The sequence below is a fragment of the Clostridium sp. UBA1652 genome (genome assembly GCF_002320975.1).
GTDB lineage: Bacteria > Bacillota > Clostridia > Clostridiales > Clostridiaceae > Clostridium_T > Clostridium_T intestinale.
Map to the genome: position 1 here is coordinate 1 of NZ_DCLI01000091.1, position 19314 is coordinate 19314.

General features: G+C 29.7%; 18 protein-coding genes. 11 read left to right on the plus strand and 7 right to left on the minus strand.

Translation table 11 applies throughout. The features are described 5' to 3' along the window. The first annotated feature begins 35 nt into the window (after window positions 1-35). Entirely contained in the window at window positions 36-359 is a 324-nt protein-coding gene (locus tag B3N22_RS20180; RefSeq protein ID WP_286909986.1) for a hypothetical protein, read from the plus strand. Further along, complete coding sequence (locus B3N22_RS20185) at window positions 349-1023, plus strand: class II aldolase/adducin family protein (RefSeq protein WP_286909988.1); 675 nt, start codon at window positions 349-351, stop codon at window positions 1021-1023. Before B3N22_RS20180 ends, B3N22_RS20185 begins: the two co-directional genes overlap by 11 nt. 70 nt (window positions 1024-1093) lie before the next feature. Here the strand turns inward: B3N22_RS20185 and B3N22_RS20190 are convergent, their stop codons facing one another. Further along, complete coding sequence (locus B3N22_RS20190) at window positions 1094-2803, minus strand: methyl-accepting chemotaxis protein (RefSeq protein WP_286909990.1); 1710 nt, start codon at window positions 2801-2803, stop codon at window positions 1094-1096. A 226-nt stretch (window positions 2804-3029) separates the two neighbouring features. Between B3N22_RS20190 and B3N22_RS20195 the strand changes: the two genes are divergently transcribed. After that, window positions 3030-4661: a hypothetical protein gene (locus B3N22_RS20195; RefSeq protein WP_286909993.1), complete on the plus strand. Its 1632-nt coding sequence runs from the start codon at window positions 3030-3032 to the stop codon at window positions 4659-4661. Here the strand turns inward: B3N22_RS20195 and B3N22_RS20200 are convergent, their stop codons facing one another. Then, complete coding sequence (locus B3N22_RS20200; RefSeq protein ID WP_286909995.1) at window positions 4662-5846, minus strand: MFS transporter; 1185 nt, start codon at window positions 5844-5846, stop codon at window positions 4662-4664. A gap of 15 nt (window positions 5847-5861) precedes the next feature. Further along, entirely contained in the window at window positions 5862-6497 is a 636-nt protein-coding gene (locus tag B3N22_RS20205; RefSeq protein ID WP_286909998.1) for a flavodoxin family protein, read from the minus strand. Window positions 6498-6659: 162 nt separating this feature from the next. Between B3N22_RS20205 and B3N22_RS20210 the strand changes: the two genes are divergently transcribed. Next, complete coding sequence (locus B3N22_RS20210) at window positions 6660-7235, plus strand: TetR/AcrR family transcriptional regulator (RefSeq protein WP_286910000.1); 576 nt, start codon at window positions 6660-6662, stop codon at window positions 7233-7235. 88 nt (window positions 7236-7323) lie between these two features. Here the strand turns inward: B3N22_RS20210 and B3N22_RS20215 are convergent, their stop codons facing one another. From B3N22_RS20215 to B3N22_RS20225, 3 genes are all read right to left on the minus strand, one after another. Beyond that, a complete protein-coding gene (locus B3N22_RS20215) occupies window positions 7324-8037 on the minus strand; it encodes a GntR family transcriptional regulator (protein WP_238906957.1) in 714 nt (237 codons plus the stop codon). Window positions 8038-8127: 90 nt separating this feature from the next. After that, the gene (locus B3N22_RS20220) at window positions 8128-9480 is read right to left on the minus strand and encodes an LbetaH domain-containing protein (protein ID WP_286910003.1); all 1353 of its coding nucleotides are present in this window, start codon (window positions 9478-9480) and stop codon (window positions 8128-8130) included. Between the two features lie 20 nt (window positions 9481-9500). Continuing rightward, window positions 9501-10241, minus strand: coding sequence for an SIS domain-containing protein (locus tag B3N22_RS20225; RefSeq protein ID WP_238906959.1), 741 nt, complete (start codon window positions 10239-10241; stop codon window positions 9501-9503). Window positions 10242-10463: 222 nt separating this feature from the next. On the opposite strand from B3N22_RS20225, the gene B3N22_RS20230 reads away from it, so the two are divergent. The 4 genes from B3N22_RS20230 (at window position 10464) to B3N22_RS20245 (ending at window position 13859) form a co-directional block, all read left to right on the plus strand. Continuing rightward, window positions 10464-11144 carry a response regulator transcription factor gene (locus B3N22_RS20230; RefSeq protein ID WP_286910004.1) on the plus strand — a complete coding sequence of 227 codons (681 nt, stop codon included), beginning with the start codon at window positions 10464-10466 and terminating at the stop codon, window positions 11142-11144. A gap of 90 nt (window positions 11145-11234) precedes the next feature. Continuing rightward, window positions 11235-12158, plus strand: a complete 924-nt coding sequence (locus B3N22_RS20235) for an ABC transporter ATP-binding protein (RefSeq protein WP_286910006.1) — start codon at window positions 11235-11237, stop codon at window positions 12156-12158. Continuing rightward, on the plus strand, window positions 12151-12945 hold the full coding sequence (locus tag B3N22_RS20240) for an ABC transporter permease (protein WP_286910008.1): 795 nt from the start codon (window positions 12151-12153) through the stop codon (window positions 12943-12945). Before B3N22_RS20235 ends, B3N22_RS20240 begins: the two co-directional genes overlap by 8 nt. An 11-nt stretch (window positions 12946-12956) precedes the next feature. After that, the gene (locus tag B3N22_RS20245) at window positions 12957-13859 is read left to right on the plus strand and encodes a sensor histidine kinase (protein WP_349676656.1); all 903 of its coding nucleotides are present in this window, start codon (window positions 12957-12959) and stop codon (window positions 13857-13859) included. A gap of 54 nt (window positions 13860-13913) precedes the next feature. Here B3N22_RS20245 and sstT read toward each other — a convergent pair whose 3' ends face one another. Further along, a complete protein-coding gene (sstT, locus tag B3N22_RS20250) occupies window positions 13914-15146 on the minus strand; it encodes a serine/threonine transporter SstT (protein WP_238906964.1) in 1233 nt (410 codons plus the stop codon). Between the two features lie 810 nt (window positions 15147-15956). Between sstT and B3N22_RS20255 the strand changes: the two genes are divergently transcribed. The 3 genes from B3N22_RS20255 (at window position 15957) to B3N22_RS20265 (ending at window position 19259) form a co-directional block, all read left to right on the plus strand. After that, entirely contained in the window at window positions 15957-17009 is a 1053-nt protein-coding gene (locus tag B3N22_RS20255; RefSeq protein ID WP_286910012.1) for an inorganic phosphate transporter, read from the plus strand. Between the two features lie 38 nt (window positions 17010-17047). Then, window positions 17048-17671 (plus strand): DUF47 domain-containing protein, encoded by a 624-nt coding sequence (locus B3N22_RS20260; protein ID WP_286910017.1) that lies wholly within the window; start codon window positions 17048-17050, stop codon window positions 17669-17671. 148 nt (window positions 17672-17819) lie between these two features. Then, on the plus strand, window positions 17820-19259 hold the full coding sequence (locus B3N22_RS20265; RefSeq protein WP_286910021.1) for an ATP-binding protein: 1440 nt from the start codon (window positions 17820-17822) through the stop codon (window positions 19257-19259). The last annotated feature ends 55 nt before the right edge of the window (window positions 19260-19314 follow it).

Here is a 19314-nt window from a genome sequence, read left to right on the forward strand (position 1 = left end):
ATTAAAACATATATATTATAACAAATTTTATAGCTGTGGCTTATCCAGAAAAAATAGTAATAGACAATAATCAAATAACTTTTTCAGCTTTCAATAAATCTTGTGCTTACCTCAAAAGCGATATAAAAAGTTTTAAGATTAAAGAACAGAAGTTAGCTGGAAAGATGTATATAAGGGTTAATAATCCATCACTATTTAAAGGACGATACTGGATAGATCTAAAGGCTTATAACGATTATAAAGAGCTAGAAGAAAAACTATTAAAAGTTGAAGCAGTTATACATCCTAATTCTCTAAAACAGAAAATAAAAGTAAATAATGCAAGGTATGCAGAAAGGAAGATGAAGAATGTACGATAAGGAAAAAAAGGAAGTTATTAATGCTGGCATTAAACTTGATAGATATGGATTGATTGCACTTTCAGGAGGAAATGTAAGCTTAAAGGTAGATGAAGATAGGGTACTAGTTACACCTTCTGGAATGATATACGAAGAGTTAGAAACAGATGATATAATTCTTATGGACCTATCTGGAAAGGTTATAGAAGGTAATAGAAAGGCATCAGTTGATACTAAGGCTCTCTTATATATCTATAATAATATGCCAGAGATTAATGCAGTAATTCACACTCATCAGCCCTATGCAACGGCATTAGGATTAGTTGAAGAAGAGTTTAAGTGTAATCTAACTACACTTGCAAATGCTACAAAAGGTTCAGTTAATGTATGTCCTTTTTCATCAGCAGCAAGTGAACAAATGGGAGTAGAAGCAGTTGAAAATCTAAATGGAAAACTTGCAGTTATTCTAAAAAATCATGGAGTAATAACAGTAGGGAATTCATTAAAGCAAGCTTTATATTCTTGTGTATATTTAGAAGAGGCTGCAAAAACCTATTGTATAGCTAAATCAATGAGTGATAATGTAGCTATGATGACCGAAGAACAGATTGAACAAGCGGTTAAGATATTTGATTATTATGGACAAGGCAAAGAAAATGTTCCAGATGAATTGGTTATGAGATAATATATAATAAAAAATAACCCCCTCAGTACAATAATAGGCTGAGGGGGTTAAATATATATTTAAAAAAAAGCTATATCTTAAATTTTTCTACAATTACACTGAGTTTTTGGGCCATTTCAGATTGAATTTGAGCACTTTTAGATATATCCTCCATTCCTAAAAATGCCTCATTTATTCCATGTTTAATACTTTCTGCATTTTCGCTAGATTTTAAAGCGCTATCTGCCATAGTTACAATAGAAGAGCTTATCTCTTCCATTGTAGTATTTACTTCCTCGCTCATAGAGGAAATTCCTTCTGACATGTCAAAAACAAATCCTGCATCTTCATAGTATTTGTTTCCTGTATCAGTAAGATTACTTAGCTGAGGTCTTACATCATTATGAATAAAATTTAAAATATCGTTACTGTTTTCTTTAATATCAAAAAAGGCTTCATTAATTTCTTTTATTGTATCTTGTATTTCTAATACTGATTCTGATGCTTGTTCAGCTAATTTCCTTATTTCTTCAGCCACAACGGAGAACCCTTTGCCTTGTTCACCTGCCCGTGCAGCTTCAATAGCAGCATTAAGTGCGAGGAGATTAGTTTGATTAGCAATGCTTGATATGGTATCAGTCATTACTTTTATGTTTTCTACAACCTCGACCTTTTTAAATGCATTTAATATTTTCTCTTCTTTTTCTTCATAAAGTTGTTCAGTTTTATCAACAGAAATAATACTTTTATCTTTAATTTCTATAGCTCTTACTTTTATAGACTCAGATTTTTTCTTTCCTTCAACCGCTTTATTTGATAATACTTGAATATTTGAGTCCACTTCTTGAATAGATGCAGAAATTTCCTCTGTAGCAGCACTAGAATCATGGATACCAGCTACAATTTCCTCTGTTGAAGTATTTATCACTTGCATTTTTGCAGTAAGTTCCTCAGCTATAGAGTATAATTCCTCACTTTCAGAAGTAAGATTCTGTATGGAACTCAACACCTCGCTTATGAGAGTAGCTACATTAATTTGAGCACTATTAAGAGCTTTTGAAACCTCTCCTAACTCATCTTTGGAATCTACACTAATACTTGTGGAGAAATCAGAATTTTCTAGCCTTGAGGCAAATTGTTTAATTTTTGTTATTGGGGATATAATACTTTTTGTGATTATAGTAGCAAGAAATGTACCAATTAAAAAGCAAATTGCGCCAAGGATAAAGAAGATCCATAATGTCTCTTCTGTTTTTTTTACATTATTATCTTTAGTTTTTTCAGCTTTATTTATATTATATTCGGATAATTCGTTTAAGTTATTTTGAAATTCATTTGCTATTGGTTCAATCTCTTCAAAGTTTTTTGTAGCTTCATCTTTTTTTCCTTGTAATGCTAAGTCTATGACTGACTGCCTTTTATCCCTATATATACTTAAGGTTTTTTCCATATTAGCTAACATTTCTTTTTCTGTTTCATCAAGATTGGTGGATTTGTAAGCATCAAAATTTTCATTAGCTACTTTTATTCTGTATTCTATATCTTTAAGCTTTTCTTGTTGTTTTTCCTTGTTTTCTGAATTAAGTACTAAATAATAAATATCTCCTTCTATGGCTCTAGATTGATTCCTATTATCTAACAGATATTTTATAGAAAGTAAATTGTTATTATAAAGATCTATCAAAGAATCGTTCGCTCTAGAAATATTTATAGATCCAATAATAGAATTGATTGCAATGAAGAATAATAATAGAAAAGACAAGAAGAATATTTTTGTTTTTACATTAAAGTTTTTTAGCATATATATTTCCTCCTAAGTAAATTGCACATTATATTATTTAATAATAATAATTCAATAGTAAATATTCAACGATTCTGGGGGTTTGTCCTGGAAATTTCTCTGACAAATAAGAAAAATACATTATAATGCAGGAAATTGGTAAATTATTACGATTTTTTATTTGTTAGATTTGATATAATCATGTGGAAATATATCAAAAATAGTTTTTTATAAGGAGTTATAAGCAATGACTGAAAAAAGCTTTGGACTATGTTTAAATGAATTGTTAAAAATATTTAATATAAGGGGAAGTACTTTGGCTAGAGGAATAAATGTTGATTCTTCGTTAATATATAAATGGATAAGAGACAAGAGAGTTCCATCTTATAATTCTTCTTATATAAATTTAATAACAAAGTTTCTTTGTAGCAATATATATAGTTCTGCTCAAAGAAACTCCATTAATAATTTGCTTAAAGAATGGTCTATAAAAGAACTTTATGATGAGAGTTTAGATTTGGATGATATAATATCTAAAAATCTTTATGAATCTCAAGGATATTCTATTGAAAAATTTACTGAAAAAAGAAAAGTAAAAGAACCTATACATGATTATAATATAGGGGACAATTCAGATGTAAAAAATAAAAGTTTAAATGCTGGTTATGAGTACCCTCAAGTTCCTAATCATAAAGAAAATATTAATATAATATATGGGCATAAAAATATTTTATATTTTGCATTAAACATGTTGGAGGATGCTATAAATATAACATCAATAAAGGATAAGAATATATTTGTAACTCTTAATAATAATTTGGATTTTCTTATGAAAAAAGATAGTTTTACGGTAAGGTGGAAATCAGCTTTAATAAAAGCTCTAAATTTGGGGTGGAATGTTACATACTTAATTAATTTAAATAATAATGTTGATAAAGTAATAGCTTTTATTAAAGATATGAGATTAATAATGAATTCTCCTAGATTCAAAATATACTACTTTAGAAGTGAAGAAAAATCTTTTAATTTAATTAATGAGTTATTTATAATAAAAGATTTTGGGACTTTAGTTTGTTTTTTATCGTCCAAAGTTAATAAGTTAGAGCATGCATTTTTATTTAGTTCTTCAGTTAGTACAAATATTTTAACAACCCATTTTTCAAGTTTTTTTGCTGCTTGTAAACCACTATTTTCATATTTCCCTACACAGAAGCTTATTAAATTTCAAGAGAAGTTTGCTGAAGTTGAAAGTATGTTAGGGAGTAGATATTGTTTTAAGGGTGATATAAGCACATTATCAATGCCTACTAGCTTGTATGAAAAATTTCTAAAATTATCAAATAAAACAAAAGAAGAAATTGATAATAGGGTTTATCTTCATGATATTAGGGTTAATTCATTTAAGGAACAAATTAAATACTATAAGTTTAAAGATATCTGGTTTAAGGAATCAATAGAAATTTTAGTTTCTAAAAAGAAATATGCCTTTGATCAATACCATATACTAGAGGATGTAATACCTACAGATGAAGATATTATTTGTCACTTAGAAAATGTTATTCATATGCTTGAAAGTAACAAAAATTTTGAAATTGCACTTATAGAACAGAGTAAAGTTGATTCAGTTTCAAAATTATATTGGATGGTTAAAGAAAACAGCGGCATATTAATAGAAACCTTAAAGTCAGATTCTAAAGAGTTATTTAAATTCTATGACTATGATAGAGAAATTAACCTTTTTATTTCAGAGAAAAGTGTAATAAAAGCTTTTGAAAATTATTTTATATCTATTTGGAACCAAATTGATAATGAAAATAAAGATAAAGAAAAAGTTATAAATTGGCTGAGGGGACAAATATCTAACTTAAAACCTAAATAGTTACTTTGTTATTTTATGAATAATTAAAGCTATAATCTGAGTTGAAATTCCAAAGATACAAACACCAACCCAACCAAAGTTTGAATATGCAGAGGAACCTAAAAATGAACCTAAAGATCCTCCAAGGAAAAAGCTTACCATATAAACTGTATTGATTCTGTTACGTTTTTCTTCATTCATAGAGTGAACTCTTGCTTGGTTTGATATATTGGAGGATTGAACACCTAAATCAAGTAGTATAACCCCAACTATTAAACCAATCATCTTAAATCCAAGTGTAAGAAATAATATATAAGATAAAGATACAATGATGATACAGATTCCTATAACATAACGGGAACCCTTTTTATCAGCTAACTTACCTACTAAAGGAGCAGCTAATGCACCAACAATTCCTACTAGTCCGATTAATCCTGCTGCTTGAGACCCCATGTTATAATGTGGACTTTCAAGTAAAAATGTAAGGGCTGTCCAAAATGCACTAAAGGCTGCAAACATTAAAGCTCCGTTTAAGGAGGCTTCTCTTAAGATAGGTTCCTCTTTTATTAACTTAGGTAATGATTTTAACAAATCAAAATATTCAACTTCAGAAACTGGATTTGTTACAGGAATTACTTTTCTTAAAACCAATGTTAAAATTATCATCATAATAGCTGCAACTATATAAACTACTCTCCATCCAAAATAATTTCCTATAAGACCACTAATAGTACGTGAAACTAAAATCCCTATTAATAGACCACTCATTACAGTACCAATTATTTTCCCTCTTTCATTAGGATTTGATAATTGAGCAGCTAGTGGAATTATAAGCTGAGGGATTATTGAAGTGAAACCTACAGCAAAAGAAGAAATAATAAGCATATAGATATTTTGAGAGAAAGCCATAGTAAAAAGTGAAATAACTGAAAATAAAGGCATAATGGTTATTAGATTTTTTCTCTCTTTAATATCACCTAGAGGTAAAATAAATATCATTCCAACTGCATAACCTATTTGAGTAAGCATGGCTGCTGAGCCAACACTTACCTCATGAACATTAAAACTTTTAGCCATGTAACCAAGCAAAGGTTGTATATAATAAAGATTTGCAACAGTAAGTCCACAAGTTATTGCCATGATTAAAATTAGTAATTTAGTTAATACATTAGTATTTTTAGTATTATCGTTATTTATTGCTTCCATTTAAAACAGCTCCTTTTAGCGAATAAAATTTGTAAATATCTTTTCTTCCATTTTGGGTTTTGGCAATGATTTTTCTCCACTTTCTATTAACTTCATAAGCCAAGCCATATTCTTACCAAGAACTCTCATTATCTGAATACCTTCTTCATCAAGAAGTACATCTCCAGGTTTTGTTCCATTTATAACATTCCAATAGTTAGATGTAGGCATAAACATTTCTGAATGATTTATATAGTTATTTAGTTGATTGAAAGTAGGGATTCCTCCCGAACGTCTTACTGCAACAACTGATGTTCCGACCTTATATCTTAATAGGTTATCATTAGCTTCAGCTACTCTAAAGGCTCTATCTAAAAATGACTTCATTGTGCCAGCTATAGCAGAGTAGTGTACAGGGGAACCTATTATTATTCCATCAGCCTCTTTCATTTTTTCAATCCATTCATTAACTGGATCTGTAGCTATTATACATTTACCATTTTTGTTTTGAGAGCATTTTCTGCAAGCTATACATCCTCTTATAGATTTATTACCAACATGTATTATCTCTGTTTCTATACCTTCTTTTTCTAGTTCCTCAAGAACTATTTTTATTCCGTGATAAGTGTTACCTTCCTTATTCGGACTTCCATTAAATGCTATAACCTTCATTTTAAAATTCCTCCTCAATTAATATACTGAACGTTTAGTTTATAAATATATAATATACTAAACGTTCAGTATTGTAAAGAGTAGATTTTTAATTTCTTTTAATTTATAATATAAATATAGTTTTTAAGTTTATTTATGTAATACATAAGGAGGATATAACTTATGGAGAAGAAATTAGGACGTCCCCGTAGTGAGAAAACAAAATCGGATATTCTTACTGCTGCATATGATTTACTACTTGAAAAAGGTTTTGATACAGTTACTGTTGAAAAGATAGCTGAAAAAGCTGGAGTTTCTAAAGCTACTATTTATAAATGGTGGCCCAATAAAGCTGGAGTTATTATGGAGGCTTATTTAGAGGCTACTTCAGTAAAGTTACCAGTTCCAAATACTGGCTCAGCTTTAATAGATATGCAAATTCAAGTAAGTAACTTTGTTAACTTTATTAAAAGTAGAGAAGGAAATGTTTTAATTGAAATAATAGGAGAAGGGCAATTTGACTCAAGTTTAGCTGACATATATAGAAGTGCCTACTTTAAACCAAGAAGAGATATTTCCAAGGAAATTTTGAATCGTGGAATCATAAGAGGGGAGATAAGATACGATATAGATGTAGAGGTAACAGTTGATTTAATATGGGGCCCTATATTTTATAGATTACTTATTACAGGAGATATGATTGACGATTATTTTATTGAAGCTTTAATAAATCATGCCTTTATAGGAATTAAAGCATAATATTTTCTATTAAGTATCTTTTGCGAAAATTAGTTGCTGATAATTTAGACCCAAGAAGGTAGTTTCTTGGGTCTTATAATATGAATAATTATTTATATATAGTTTGAACTAAGTAGAAACTGTCTGTTTGATAATAAGAATTTCCAATATTAAAAGGCTTACCATTTGATAGGCAGGCTGAAATCTCCATATGAATTAATGCACTGTTTTCTTGTATATCTAAATAGGTTGCAAGTTTTTTATTAGCATTAACAGCCGTGATTTTTTGATCCACATATTCATAAGTAATTCCTAAAGAAGATAGATATTCATAAATGGATGATTTAGAAACTTCCTCCGGTATTTCCTTGACTATATTTGCATCAAAATATTCTAATTCATAACAGATTGCTATGTTATTAGCATAACGTATTCTTTCAACTTTCCATATAGGAGAATCCACTGGAACTTGAAGAGCTTCAGAAATAGCTTCATCTGCTTGAAGTTTTTCTAATGATAGAAGTTCAGTAGAGGGTTTAAGACCTCTTTTTTTCGCTTCAGAACTAAAACCTACACCACTTTTAAATCCAAAATATTTTGGAAGAGGGTTTACAAAGGTTCCGATTCCTTTTTTCTTATTAAGCACCTTGCTATTAACTAGTTCCTCTAAACCCTTTCTTACAGTTACTCTTGAAACGTTAAGTTTATCAGAAAGTTCATTTTCAGATTCGATCATTTGATGAGGTCTATATAATCCATTTTTAATATTTGAAAGAACGTAGTCTATGACTAATTCATATTTAGTTTGAGTAGTATTTTCCATCTTTAATATGTCCATCCTTATATATCAATATTAGTTACTTTTGATATAAATTATATTAAAAAAGTCTATTATAAGCAACTAATTAAGTTTTTACCAGCCATATTTTTCAGATCCCCATTCTTTAATGATAAGCTCTTGCTTTTTTAAAACAATTTTTCCATGAGCTATATCTTCATCTACAATTAAACCAGGATATAAAGCACAGTTAGAACCTATTTTACAGCCAGGTAAAAATATATTGTTAATTCCTGTTCTAGTAAAGTCTCCAATAAAAATAGCATTAGTATTTTTACCAGAATAGGTTTTACCATCAATTTTTTGAACTTGGCTTGAATCATTAAATCTTAAAATACCAGACACACAAGCTGCTGCTATATCAACATATTTTCCGATAACTCCAAATATTTCACTATAATGTACAGCTGATACCCCGTCCATGGTTAATCCTTTAATTTCAGCATTGTGACCTATTTTGTTATCTTTTCCTATAACAGAATTGGGACCTATTTTAGCATAATCTTTTATATATGTGTTATCCCCAATATAATTATTACCTTCTAAAATAACCCCATTATCAATAAATACATTGTCACCTATGATACAATTACCATTTATAACAACATTTTTACCAATGATACTGTTTTTTCCTAGCTTTACAAAGCCATTTAATACAGCTGATGGATCAATATCTATATTGTTTTGAGCTTGGGCAGACATTTCAGTGCAAAGTTTATTAATATAATATTCATTGGCATTTAGTAAGTCCCAAGGGAACTTTAAGCTAAAGACATCAAAGTCAGTTTCAATTGAGTAAATATTGTCAGTTTCTAAAACATTATTTAATCCATTTTCAAAAAAATACTCTTGAGGAGGCATTGCTCCAGAGATGTTTTTCTCAAACCCTACATCAGCTTGAAGTGCGGATTTTAGGTTATCATGGCTTAAGGAAAATACTCCAGCAACCTTATGAGTAACATAGTGCTCACGGGGATGTCCCAAGAAAACTTTAACTTTACCATTTTCAACATTTGCACAAATATGATCTATAGAGGGTTCATTATTTTTTATAAACAGAGCTTTATTAGCATAATTTGATGATAGGAATTTTTCTACATCGGAGTCTGTTACTACGCTATTACCATAATAAATTAGAAAATCTTCTTTAATATCTTCACAAGTCTGTTTAAGGGCAGATTTTAAATCATTATTTGATATAGATATATAGTTAATGTTAGCATAATGTCTTAAAGTAAACTGTACTTGATCTTTTCTATGATCAATGATTACATAAACATCTTTTTCTAAAAACGAGTTATTAAGTAGCTGTTTAACTATTCTTTCAACATTAGAGGTATCAACAATTGGCAAACAAGCTGGTTGCCAGTTTAAATCATAAGGAAACATTTTTGATTCTTTATAGTGACATAATAAAATAGCTTTCATTAAAACCATCCTTATTAATTTTATTTCCAGTAGCCATAGTATTTACTAAATAAGTTATCGTTATATTCATCAGCTCCATCTAAGTTTGAGCTTTTAAATACAGGTACATCAACGCCTCTTTCTACTAATTTTGCTACTGTTGCTACTATAATACTTTGTGCTATACCTATACCAGTAAAATCAGAAGTTGGACCAAGATCAGCATTTAGACCTTCTATACGATAAGCTGCATCACCCTTTGGAGCACAATTATCAATTACAACATCAGAAACTTCAAACATTAACTTACCAGAAGAATGTCTAGAAGTAACATTTTTAGAATGTGATAAGGAGGTCATAGAAATAACTTTTGTTCCCCTATTTTTAGCCTCTATGCACATTTCAACAGGTACGTTATTTCTTCCAGAGTTTGATATCACCATCAAAGTATCTTTTTCATCAACCTTATATAAATCTAAGATGTTTTTTGAATATCCATCTAAACGTTCGAGATAAGTACTTTTATTAGGCATCTGATGAAGCATAAGCTCTGGTGTCAATATTGCTTTAACAAAAGCTAGTCCACCAGCACGAATATATATTTCTTCAGCAACCATATGAGAGTGACCTGATCCAAAAACATAAAAACGTCCACCTTTTTCACATGAGTCAGCTACTAATTCAGCGGCCTTTTCAATTGAATCAACTTCATTTTCTATTACCTTATTCCACGTTTCATTTAAATATTTAAGATAATCAAGGGTAATTTTTTTACTGTTCATAATTAACACTCCTTTTATTTTTTATTTGTCCTTACACATACAATTATATTATATATTTACAACTTGTCAATACAAGTAGAAAATATAGGTTGCAAGTGAAATTAATATGTAGACAGAAATCTAGCAAAAAATATAATATAAAAGTAAAGGGTAAAAGGATTATAATAATATAAGGAAAACTATTTTAAGTAGAAATAGTATTAAAAGAAGGATGATATTTGAATGAAAAATATTTTAGTAATAGAGGATAATAAAGACGTAAATAATATGCTTTCAGAAGAGTTAATGGATTCTGGGTATAAGGTTAAATCAATATATACAGGAACAGATGGAATTAAAGAAGTTAAAGAAAATAACTATGATTTGATTTTGCTTGATATTATGCTTCCTTATAAAAGTGGAGATGAGATACTTAAAGAGATTAGAACATTTTCTGATATACCTGTTATAATCATTTCTGCAAAGGATATGGTAGGAACTAAGATTGATCTTTTGAGAATAGGGGCAGATGATTATATAACTAAACCTTTTGATTTAGGAGAAGTTGTTGCAAGGGTTGAATCGAATTTAAGAAGAACGAGTAGACAGATACAAGGTAGCAATAAATTCACCTATAAGGATTTAACTCTAGATGATAATAGAAAACAAGTTATGGTTAATAATGTAGAACTCGAACTTACTGCTAAGGAGTATATGCTTCTAGAAATACTTATAAAAAACTCAGGTAAGGTTTTTAGTAAATCTAACCTTTATGAATCAATATGGAAGGAAGAATATCTTGGAGATGATAATACAGTAAAAATTCATATAAGTAACCTACGTAATAAATTGAAAAAGATAAACCCTGATGAAAATTACATAGAAACTGTATGGGGACTGGGATATAGATTATATAAAAATTAATTATCTGTTTTTAAACACTTTTATTCAAAGTCTTAACCTTTTCTAAACCTTTGAAATTTATACTAAAACTAGAGAGGACAGGTGAACAAGATGAAAAAGTATGTTTTAAAAACAAATAACCTGAAGAAAAGTTATAATGGTATAAATGCATTAAATGATGTATCTCTAACTTTAGAAGCTGGTAAGATATACGGATTAATTGGACAAAATGGTGCTGGAAAATCTACTTTTATGAAACTTGTGACAGGACTAAGTTTTCCAACCAGCGGAAGTATAGAACTATTTGGACATGTTGGAGAGAAAGAACTTCAACTAGAACGTAAAAGGATAGGTGCTATGATAGAGTATCCAAGTCTAGTTTCCAACATGACTGCAAAAGATAATTTAAGATTTCATAGAATTATGAAGGGGATACCTAATAAAGAGATTGAGGATGAATTATTAGAACTTGTAGGTCTTTCTGATACAGGAAAAAAGAAAGCTAAGAATTTTTCATTAGGAATGAAGCAAAGGCTTGGAATAGCAATAGCTTTAATAGGAAATCCTGAACTTCTTATTTTAGATGAACCTATAAATGGACTTGATCCATTAGGAGTAGTTGAAATTCGTAACCTATTAAAAAAGCTGTGTGAGGAGAAGCAAGTTACAATTTTAATCTCAAGTCATAATCTTCCTGAACTTTATCAAACGGCTACTGATTATATAATAATCCATGGAGGGGAAATAAAAGAGGCTCTTACCCTTGAAAAACTTGAAGAAAACTGCAAACATCATATTCTGATTAATTGTGATGATCCAGAAAAGTTAGCTAGTATATTAGAAACAGAATTAAAGACTAATAATTTTAAAGTTATGCCAAATAGAGAAGTTAAACTTTATGATTATTTAGATAAAAAGGATTTAGTTGCAAAGGTAATATTTGAAAATGGAATAATTACAACTAATTTCTCCACTCAGGGAGACACACTTGAGAATTACTTTATTTCTGTAATAGGAGGGAATGTGAATGTTTAATTTAATTCAAGCCGATTTATTTAAATTACGTAAAACAGTGGCTATCAAGGTGCTATTTTTAATTGCAATCCTAAGTTCTTTAATAATGGCAGTGATAGCTTATTCAATAGCAAAGGGAAGTTTTGATGGAATGAATGGAATTGGTTTTATGTTTTCTGATATCAATGTAATTAGCATCTTGGGTGGAGTTATGGCTGGTATTTTTATAAGTGGAGACTTTGAAAATAAAATAATCCATGGTTCAATTTCAAGTGGAAATAGTAGAGGGGCAGTTATAATAAGTAAAGCAGTTACATTTTTCTGCTCAATTATAGTTATTCTTATACCATATGTTGTTGTGACTATAGTAGCACTTAATATAGGTAATAAGTTCAATATGGGAAATGTGGCTTTGGGATTTTTAAATGTCATGACTATTGATTATGGAACAGTTTTTTCTGCTACAGAGGTATTAAAACTATTAGGAGTAATTATTACATTAATTATAGTATATGTAGCTCAACTAAGTATTTGTGTACCTATAGCACTTACAGCTAAAAAACCAGTTTTAGTTGTAGGAATTTATTATGGAGTAACTATTCTTGTTGCACAGCTCTCAGCACTTGGTGAAAGTAATTCAGTTCTTAAAAATATACTATCCGTTATGCCTTATGGTGGAAACTATACTCTAATTAATTTAAATACAGGAACAGAAGATATAGTAAAGGCTGTGATTGTAAGTTTAGTATTTATTGTTTTAATGCTTGGAGTAACCTATAGTTTATTTAGAAAAGCAGAAATTAAGTAGAAAGAAAGGTTGTGGATGCTTTGGTAATTGTTTTTGGAGTTATAATTATAGGGTTAATAAGTTATATAGTGTATCTCCAACATCAACTGCGGAGTATTAACAATCAATTAAATAAAAGAAGATTAGAAAAGACAAGGCAACCGATTTCTATAGAACTTATAAATTCTGAACTTAATAAACTAGTAGTTAATATAAATAGATCCTTAAAAGATGAAGAAACTCTTAGACTTAATGATATAAAAAAGGAAAATCAATTTAAAGAAATGATAGCAAATATCTCTCATGATCTAAGAACACCTCTTACTGCAATAAAGGGATATCAGCAGCTTCTACTAAAAGGAGAACTATCAGAAGAGCAGACTAGAAAGTTAGAAGTCGCTCAAAGACATGCTGGTGAGCTTGGAAACCTTATTGAAAAATTCTTTGAATATTCATATACGTTAAATTCTGATATAGAACCTAAATATGAAAAAATCAATTTAACTAAACTTGTAACTGAGTGTATTGTTGAATTTATTGAGGTGCTTGAAGAGAAAAACTTAAGAATAAACCTTTTAAAAAGTTCCCAGGTTTTTGTATCAGGGGATAGAGATATGCTTATAAGAATAACAAGGAATTTAATAGGAAATTGCATAGCTCATTCTAAAGGAGATGTGGAAGTTAAGGTAGAAAGTCACAAGGACATGGGAGTTATTTCATTTAAAAATTTAGTTGGAGATAATTCTGAAATAGATGAAGGAAGGATTTTTGAAAGGTTTTATACTGGAGATAAATCAAGGGGTAAAAGTACAGGGTTAGGACTTTCTATTGTAAAACTTTTAACTGAAAAGTTAGGGGGAGAGGTGGAAGCAATATTGGAAGATAATATGCTAGAAATAATAGTGAGTTTACCTTTTAAAAAAGAAGTTAGTTAGGAAATGTATTAAAGGACTAGTCTCATAAAAAATAAGAGATTAGTCCTTTTAAATTTATTTGTTTATTATAATTTCTTTTCCTTCTTTACGCCATTTTGCAAATTCAGCTGTAGCGGTAAAAAGTACGTCTGTAGATGAGTTAAGAGCTGTTTCAAAGGAATCTTGTAAAACTCCTATAATAAATCCAACAGCAACTACTTTCATCGCAACATCATTTGGTATACCAAATAAGCTACAAGCTACAGGTATAAGTAATAATGAACCGCCAGCAACTCCAGAAGCCCCGCAAGCACTTACAGCAGATAAAATACTTAAGATAAAAGCAGTTCCTATATCTACTTGTATACCAAGAGTGTTTACAGCTGCAAGAGTTAAAACTGAAATAGTAACAGCAGCACCTGCCATATTTATTGTAGCGCCTAAAGGAATGGATACTGAATAAGTATCTTTGTCGAGTCCAAGTTTTTCACATAAACGCATATTAACAGGAATATTAGCAGCTGAACTACGAGTAAAGAATGCAGTTATTCCGCTTTCTCTAAGACATTTAAAAACTATTGGATAAGGGTTTTGACGAATGTTTAAGAATACAATAATAGGGTTAGCTACTAGTGCTACAAAAAGCATACAGCTAATAAGAACCACAAGCAATCTTCCATAGCTTAACAAAGATTCTAGACCATTAGCTGAAATAGATTCAAACACAAGACCCATTATTCCAAGTGGAGCAAAGTTTATGATCCATTTAACTATTGTAGATGTAGCATCTGAGAAATTAGAAAGCATAGTTTTTGTACTATCAGGAGCACTTTTCAAAGCAAATCCAAATAGAACCGCCCAAGATAATATTCCTATGTAATTAGCATTAAATAAAGCTTTAATAGGATTGTCTACTAAGTTAAGAAGTAAGGTTTTTAGAACCTCTACTACCCCTCCTGGAGGAGTTAAATCTTGAGCACCACCTGTTAAAGTTAGAGTAACTGGAAACATAAAGCTTACAATAACTGCGATTAGACCAGCTAAAAATGTTCCTGTAAGATAAAGTACAATAATTGATTTCATATTTGTTTCTTGTCCGCTTTTATGTTGAGATATTGCAGACATTACTAAGAAAAATACAAGTACGGGTGCTATAGCCTTTAAGGCACCTACAAATAAAGAACCAAAAATCACAACAAATGTTGCTTTCTGTGGAAGTGTAATAGCTAAAATAATACCTACAATTAAGCCAACGATAATTCTTTTTACTAAACTTAATTGATTCCATGTGTTAAAAAGTTTCTGCATTAAGTTTTCCTCCCCAATTTTAATTAAATTAATTACCAGTATGTTTTTTAATCCCCATTAAAAACAATAATATCATTTTATCATCAAAAACTGGGTTTGGGAAGATAAATTAAAAACTTGAAAACGTAATCAGATAATATTTTAATAATTTAATATTAATTTTAAATATTTTTGATAATTTGAATATTGCAAATAAGAAATATGATGTAATTTGGGTGAATAAAAAAATAACTACTTAGATTAATGCTAAGTAGTTATTTTTTCAATTTTATGTATCCTTTTTTTAATGCTATTTCCTCTAATACTATAGTCAAAATACCTATAGTTAAAATAGTAACTATAAGAGAAATGATTGAAACCATTCTATTAGAAATGAGTGTATTTACTAGCGATATTAAGAGAAATATAATTGCTGCAATGCTACTATAATTAAATTGTAATTTATAGAATGAATTATTTACTACAAGTAAAGGTCTTTTACTTAATGGACGAATTAAAGTTTTTTTCTTGTAACACATAAAGGCATGTGCAAATGTGATAATGGCTAAAAAACCGTAAATTAAAGCAATATTCATAGCTAATCCTTTCTTAGATATAAGTCTCAATATATAATAACATATCAACCATTAAGAGTAAATTTCTTTAATTAAATTTTGGAATTACATGACATTTATAGTGAAGGAAATTTGTATAAAATATTGAATTATAACTAATATAGAGATATAGTTTTTTACTTAATCATAAATAAAGAATAAGAAAGATATAATTTGTTAGAACGAGAAATTAACTTAAAATGAGAGGAGATATGTTATGACTATTTCATTCAGTGATTTTCTGAGTCAAATGTTAGATAATCCAGCATTGTTAATTACTACGATTTTAACTTTAGGAGTAGTTCTAGTAAATGGATGGACAGATGCGCCTAATGCTATTGCAACCTGCGTTTCTACTAGAGCAATAAGTCCTCGTTCAGCAATTTTAATGGCAGCTGTGTTTAATTTTTTTGGAGTATTTATAATGACAATTATAAATGCAAATGTTGCACAGACTATATATAATATGGTGGATTTTGGTGGTGATTCTAAGTATGCACTTATAGCTTTATGTGCGGCTTTATTTGATATTGTTGTGTGGGCAACAGCTGCTTGGTATTTTGGGATTCCAACAAGCGAGAGTCATGCTTTAATAGCAGGAATATCTGGAGCTGCAATAGCTCTTCAAGGTGGATTTAACGGCATTAATGGGACAGAGTGGATAAAGGTTATATATGGGTTAGTGTTGTCTACAGTATTAGGTTTTGGAATGGGCTGGTTTACAGTAAAATCCGTAGAAGTTATATGTAGAGGTTTTGATAGGAGAAAAACTAATAGGTTTTTCCAAGGAGCTCAGGTTTGTGGAGGAGCAGCTATGGCCTTTATGCATGGGGCTCAAGATGGACAAAAGTTCATGGGGGTATTTATGCTTGGAATATTTTTGGCAAATGGACAAAGCTCAGTATCAAACTTTGCTATACCCATATGGCTCATGGTACTTTGTTCTGTAGTTATGGCTTTAGGAACTTCTATTGGAGGTTATAAGATTATAAAGGCTGTAGGAATGGATATGGTAAAATTAGAAAAATATCAAGGCTTTTCAGCAGATTTATCAGCAGCAGGATGTCTTTTGTTATCATCATTAACAGGAATTCCTGTTAGTACTACTCATACTAAAACTACTTCCATAATGGGAGTTGGGGCAGCTAAAAGGATTAGATCAGTAAACTGGGGAAAGGTTAATGAAATGGTTTTAACATGGGTGCTTACTTTTCCAGGATGCGGTCTTATAGGACTTATAATGGCTAAGTTTTTTATTTGGATATTTTAATATAGACTTGAACTAACTGAGAGGAGCAGGGTTAAAAGATGAGAAACAAAAAAGGGAATGACTATTTTGAATTATTAATAGAGCTATCAAATTTTTCTTGTACTGCAGTTTCTTTACTTCATGGTACTTTATCAAACTTTGATGTAAATAAATTAGATGAAAAGATAACAGAAATGCATGATATCGAACATAGTGCAGATATCAAAAAACATGAGATGATGAACAAACTTATAAAAGAATTCATCACACCTATAGAAAGAGATGATATTATAGAACTTGCTCATCATATCGATAATTTAACTGATGATGTAGAAGATATATTAGTAAAGATATACACTTTTAATATAAATACCATGAGACAAGAAGCACTAGACTTTTGTGATTTGATTTTAAAGGGATGTGGTAAGGTTAGAGCTTTGATGGAGGAATTTCAACACTTTAAAAAATCACAGAAGATAAATATTTTAATAGAAGATATAAATGCCTTAGAGGAAGAGGGAGACAGGCTCTACACTACAACTATAAGAAATCTTTATATAAATCTCAAAGATCCTATAGAGTTAATGAGTTGGAAAGATACCTTTAGATATTTTGAAAAGTGCTGTGACGCTTGTGAAAGTGTAGCGACTGTAGTAGAGAGAGTAATAATGAAAAATTCATAATAATTAAAAGGTTTGCTTATAAAAAATTCTGTAGTCCTTTTGTTAACTTTACTTAAACTTTAAAATCATTTATAAATATTATATAATATGGTAAAATTGAAAGATGAAGTTAATACCTATTTTTTGCTTTTAGGAAGGAAGGTAGTATATGTTACAACAGTCGTTTGAAGAAGAAGCAGAATATATTAAAGACTCCAAAAAGAGATGCAAGCTATTAGGAATGAATCCTAATAAAATTCAAATACCTAAAGTTATAATGACAAAAGATGAGTTAGCTAGAAAAAAAGAAGAATATAAAGAAGTTTTAGAGGTTGCAAGTTTTTTTAGCAATAAAATAATTGATTCACTTAAGGGAACACCTATACTGGTTGTTATATCTGATGATAAAGGTTTTTTACTTGATACCTTAGGAGATAAAACTATAGAAAATACTGTGAGAGAGCTTTGGATTAAGCCAGGTGTTCAATTTACAGAGGAAGCTATGGGGACAAATACTGTTAGTTTATGTATTGATGAAAAAGCTCCTGTTCAGCTTATAGGAACTAATCATTATCATAAACATCTATATAAAAGTGCTTGTTATTCTGTACCTTTTTACAATTCAGATGATGGAAAGTTAATAGGAACCATAAGTGTTATGACAGCTGTAATACTTCATAATCCACTTTTTCTAATGACTTTATCAACTGTAGTGGATTCTATAGAACGTGAATTATTACTTAGAAAGCAAAATCGTGAGATAAGCAGACAACAAAAATTACTGTATGAATCAGAAAAGGCTCAAAGAGAAATCTTGGAGCAGGATTTAATTAGGAAGGATGAGTTTATAACATTAATAACCCATGAATTTAAAACTCCAATCAATGTAATTTATTCAGCTATTCAGCTAATTGAAAAGATACATATTAAAAACGTTTCTGAGCCTGTTAAAAAACTTTTAGGAAGTATGAAAAGAAATACTTTCAGACAAATAAGGCTTGTAAATAACATACTAGACATTACAAAATTGAGTTCAGAAGAAATGAAGCTGAATTTGAGAAAGATTGATATTGTATGGATTACAAGATTTATAACTCAATGGGTATTAGATTATGCAGAGCAAAAAGACATAGATTTAGATTTTGAGAGTAATGTTGAGAGTAGAGATTTAATCATAGATAATGAGGTGTATGAACGTATACTTTTAAATCTCATATCCAATGCTATAAAGTTTACACCAGAGGGTGGTACCATTATGGTTAGCATTAATGAAAATAAAGAAGATAAAACAGTTGATATATCTGTAAAGGACAGTGGAATAGGGATAGCTAAAGATAAGTATGAATTAATATTTAAACCCTTTGGACAAGCTGAGAACAATCTTTCAAGACAAGCAGAGGGTAGTGGAATGGGTTTAGCTTTAGTAAAAAAATTAGTTGCGATATTAGGTGGAAGCATAAAGATTGAAAGTGAATTAGAGCAAGGCAGCACATTTACGGTTAATCTCCCAATTGGAAATGACTTTAAAGATAAAAAAAGTGGAAATCAAGTAGATGGCGATAAACTTATGAATGCTATTAATGTTGAGTTTTCAGATATTTATTTCTAAAATTACATATTGTTTTATAAACAGCCCTTGCTAAAAAGACAGGGGCTGTTTACTT

What these genes read in the sequence shown, in the direction of transcription:
- B3N22_RS20205 (WP_286909998.1), bottom strand. Translation starts at nt 6,497, where the DNA reads ATGAAGGTTATAGCATTTAATGGAAGTCCGAATAAGGAAGGTAACACT.
- B3N22_RS20235 (WP_286910006.1), top strand. Translation starts at nt 11,235, where the DNA reads ATGAAAAAGTATGTTTTAAAAACAAATAACCTGAAGAAAAGTTATAAT.
- B3N22_RS20190 (WP_286909990.1), bottom strand. Translation starts at nt 2,803, where the DNA reads ATGCTAAAAAACTTTAATGTAAAAACAAAAATATTCTTCTTGTCTTTT.
- B3N22_RS20195 (WP_286909993.1), top strand. Translation starts at nt 3,030, where the DNA reads ATGACTGAAAAAAGCTTTGGACTATGTTTAAATGAATTGTTAAAAATA.
- B3N22_RS20225 (WP_238906959.1), bottom strand. Translation starts at nt 10,241, where the DNA reads ATGAACAGTAAAAAAATTACCCTTGATTATCTTAAATATTTAAATGAA.
- B3N22_RS20230 (WP_286910004.1), top strand. Translation starts at nt 10,464, where the DNA reads ATGAAAAATATTTTAGTAATAGAGGATAATAAAGACGTAAATAATATG.
- B3N22_RS20255 (WP_286910012.1), top strand. Translation starts at nt 15,957, where the DNA reads ATGACTATTTCATTCAGTGATTTTCTGAGTCAAATGTTAGATAATCCA.
- B3N22_RS20220 (WP_286910003.1), bottom strand. Translation starts at nt 9,480, where the DNA reads ATGAAAGCTATTTTATTATGTCACTATAAAGAATCAAAAATGTTTCCT.
- B3N22_RS20215 (WP_238906957.1), bottom strand. Translation starts at nt 8,037, where the DNA reads ATGGAAAATACTACTCAAACTAAATATGAATTAGTCATAGACTACGTT.
- B3N22_RS20265 (WP_286910021.1), top strand. Translation starts at nt 17,820, where the DNA reads ATGTTACAACAGTCGTTTGAAGAAGAAGCAGAATATATTAAAGACTCC.
- B3N22_RS20260 (WP_286910017.1), top strand. Translation starts at nt 17,048, where the DNA reads ATGAGAAACAAAAAAGGGAATGACTATTTTGAATTATTAATAGAGCTA.
- B3N22_RS20200 (WP_286909995.1), bottom strand. Translation starts at nt 5,846, where the DNA reads ATGGAAGCAATAAATAACGATAATACTAAAAATACTAATGTATTAACT.
- sstT (WP_238906964.1), bottom strand. Translation starts at nt 15,146, where the DNA reads ATGCAGAAACTTTTTAACACATGGAATCAATTAAGTTTAGTAAAAAGA.
- B3N22_RS20185 (WP_286909988.1), top strand. Translation starts at nt 349, where the DNA reads ATGTACGATAAGGAAAAAAAGGAAGTTATTAATGCTGGCATTAAACTT.
- B3N22_RS20210 (WP_286910000.1), top strand. Translation starts at nt 6,660, where the DNA reads ATGGAGAAGAAATTAGGACGTCCCCGTAGTGAGAAAACAAAATCGGAT.
- B3N22_RS20240 (WP_286910008.1), top strand. Translation starts at nt 12,151, where the DNA reads ATGTTTAATTTAATTCAAGCCGATTTATTTAAATTACGTAAAACAGTG.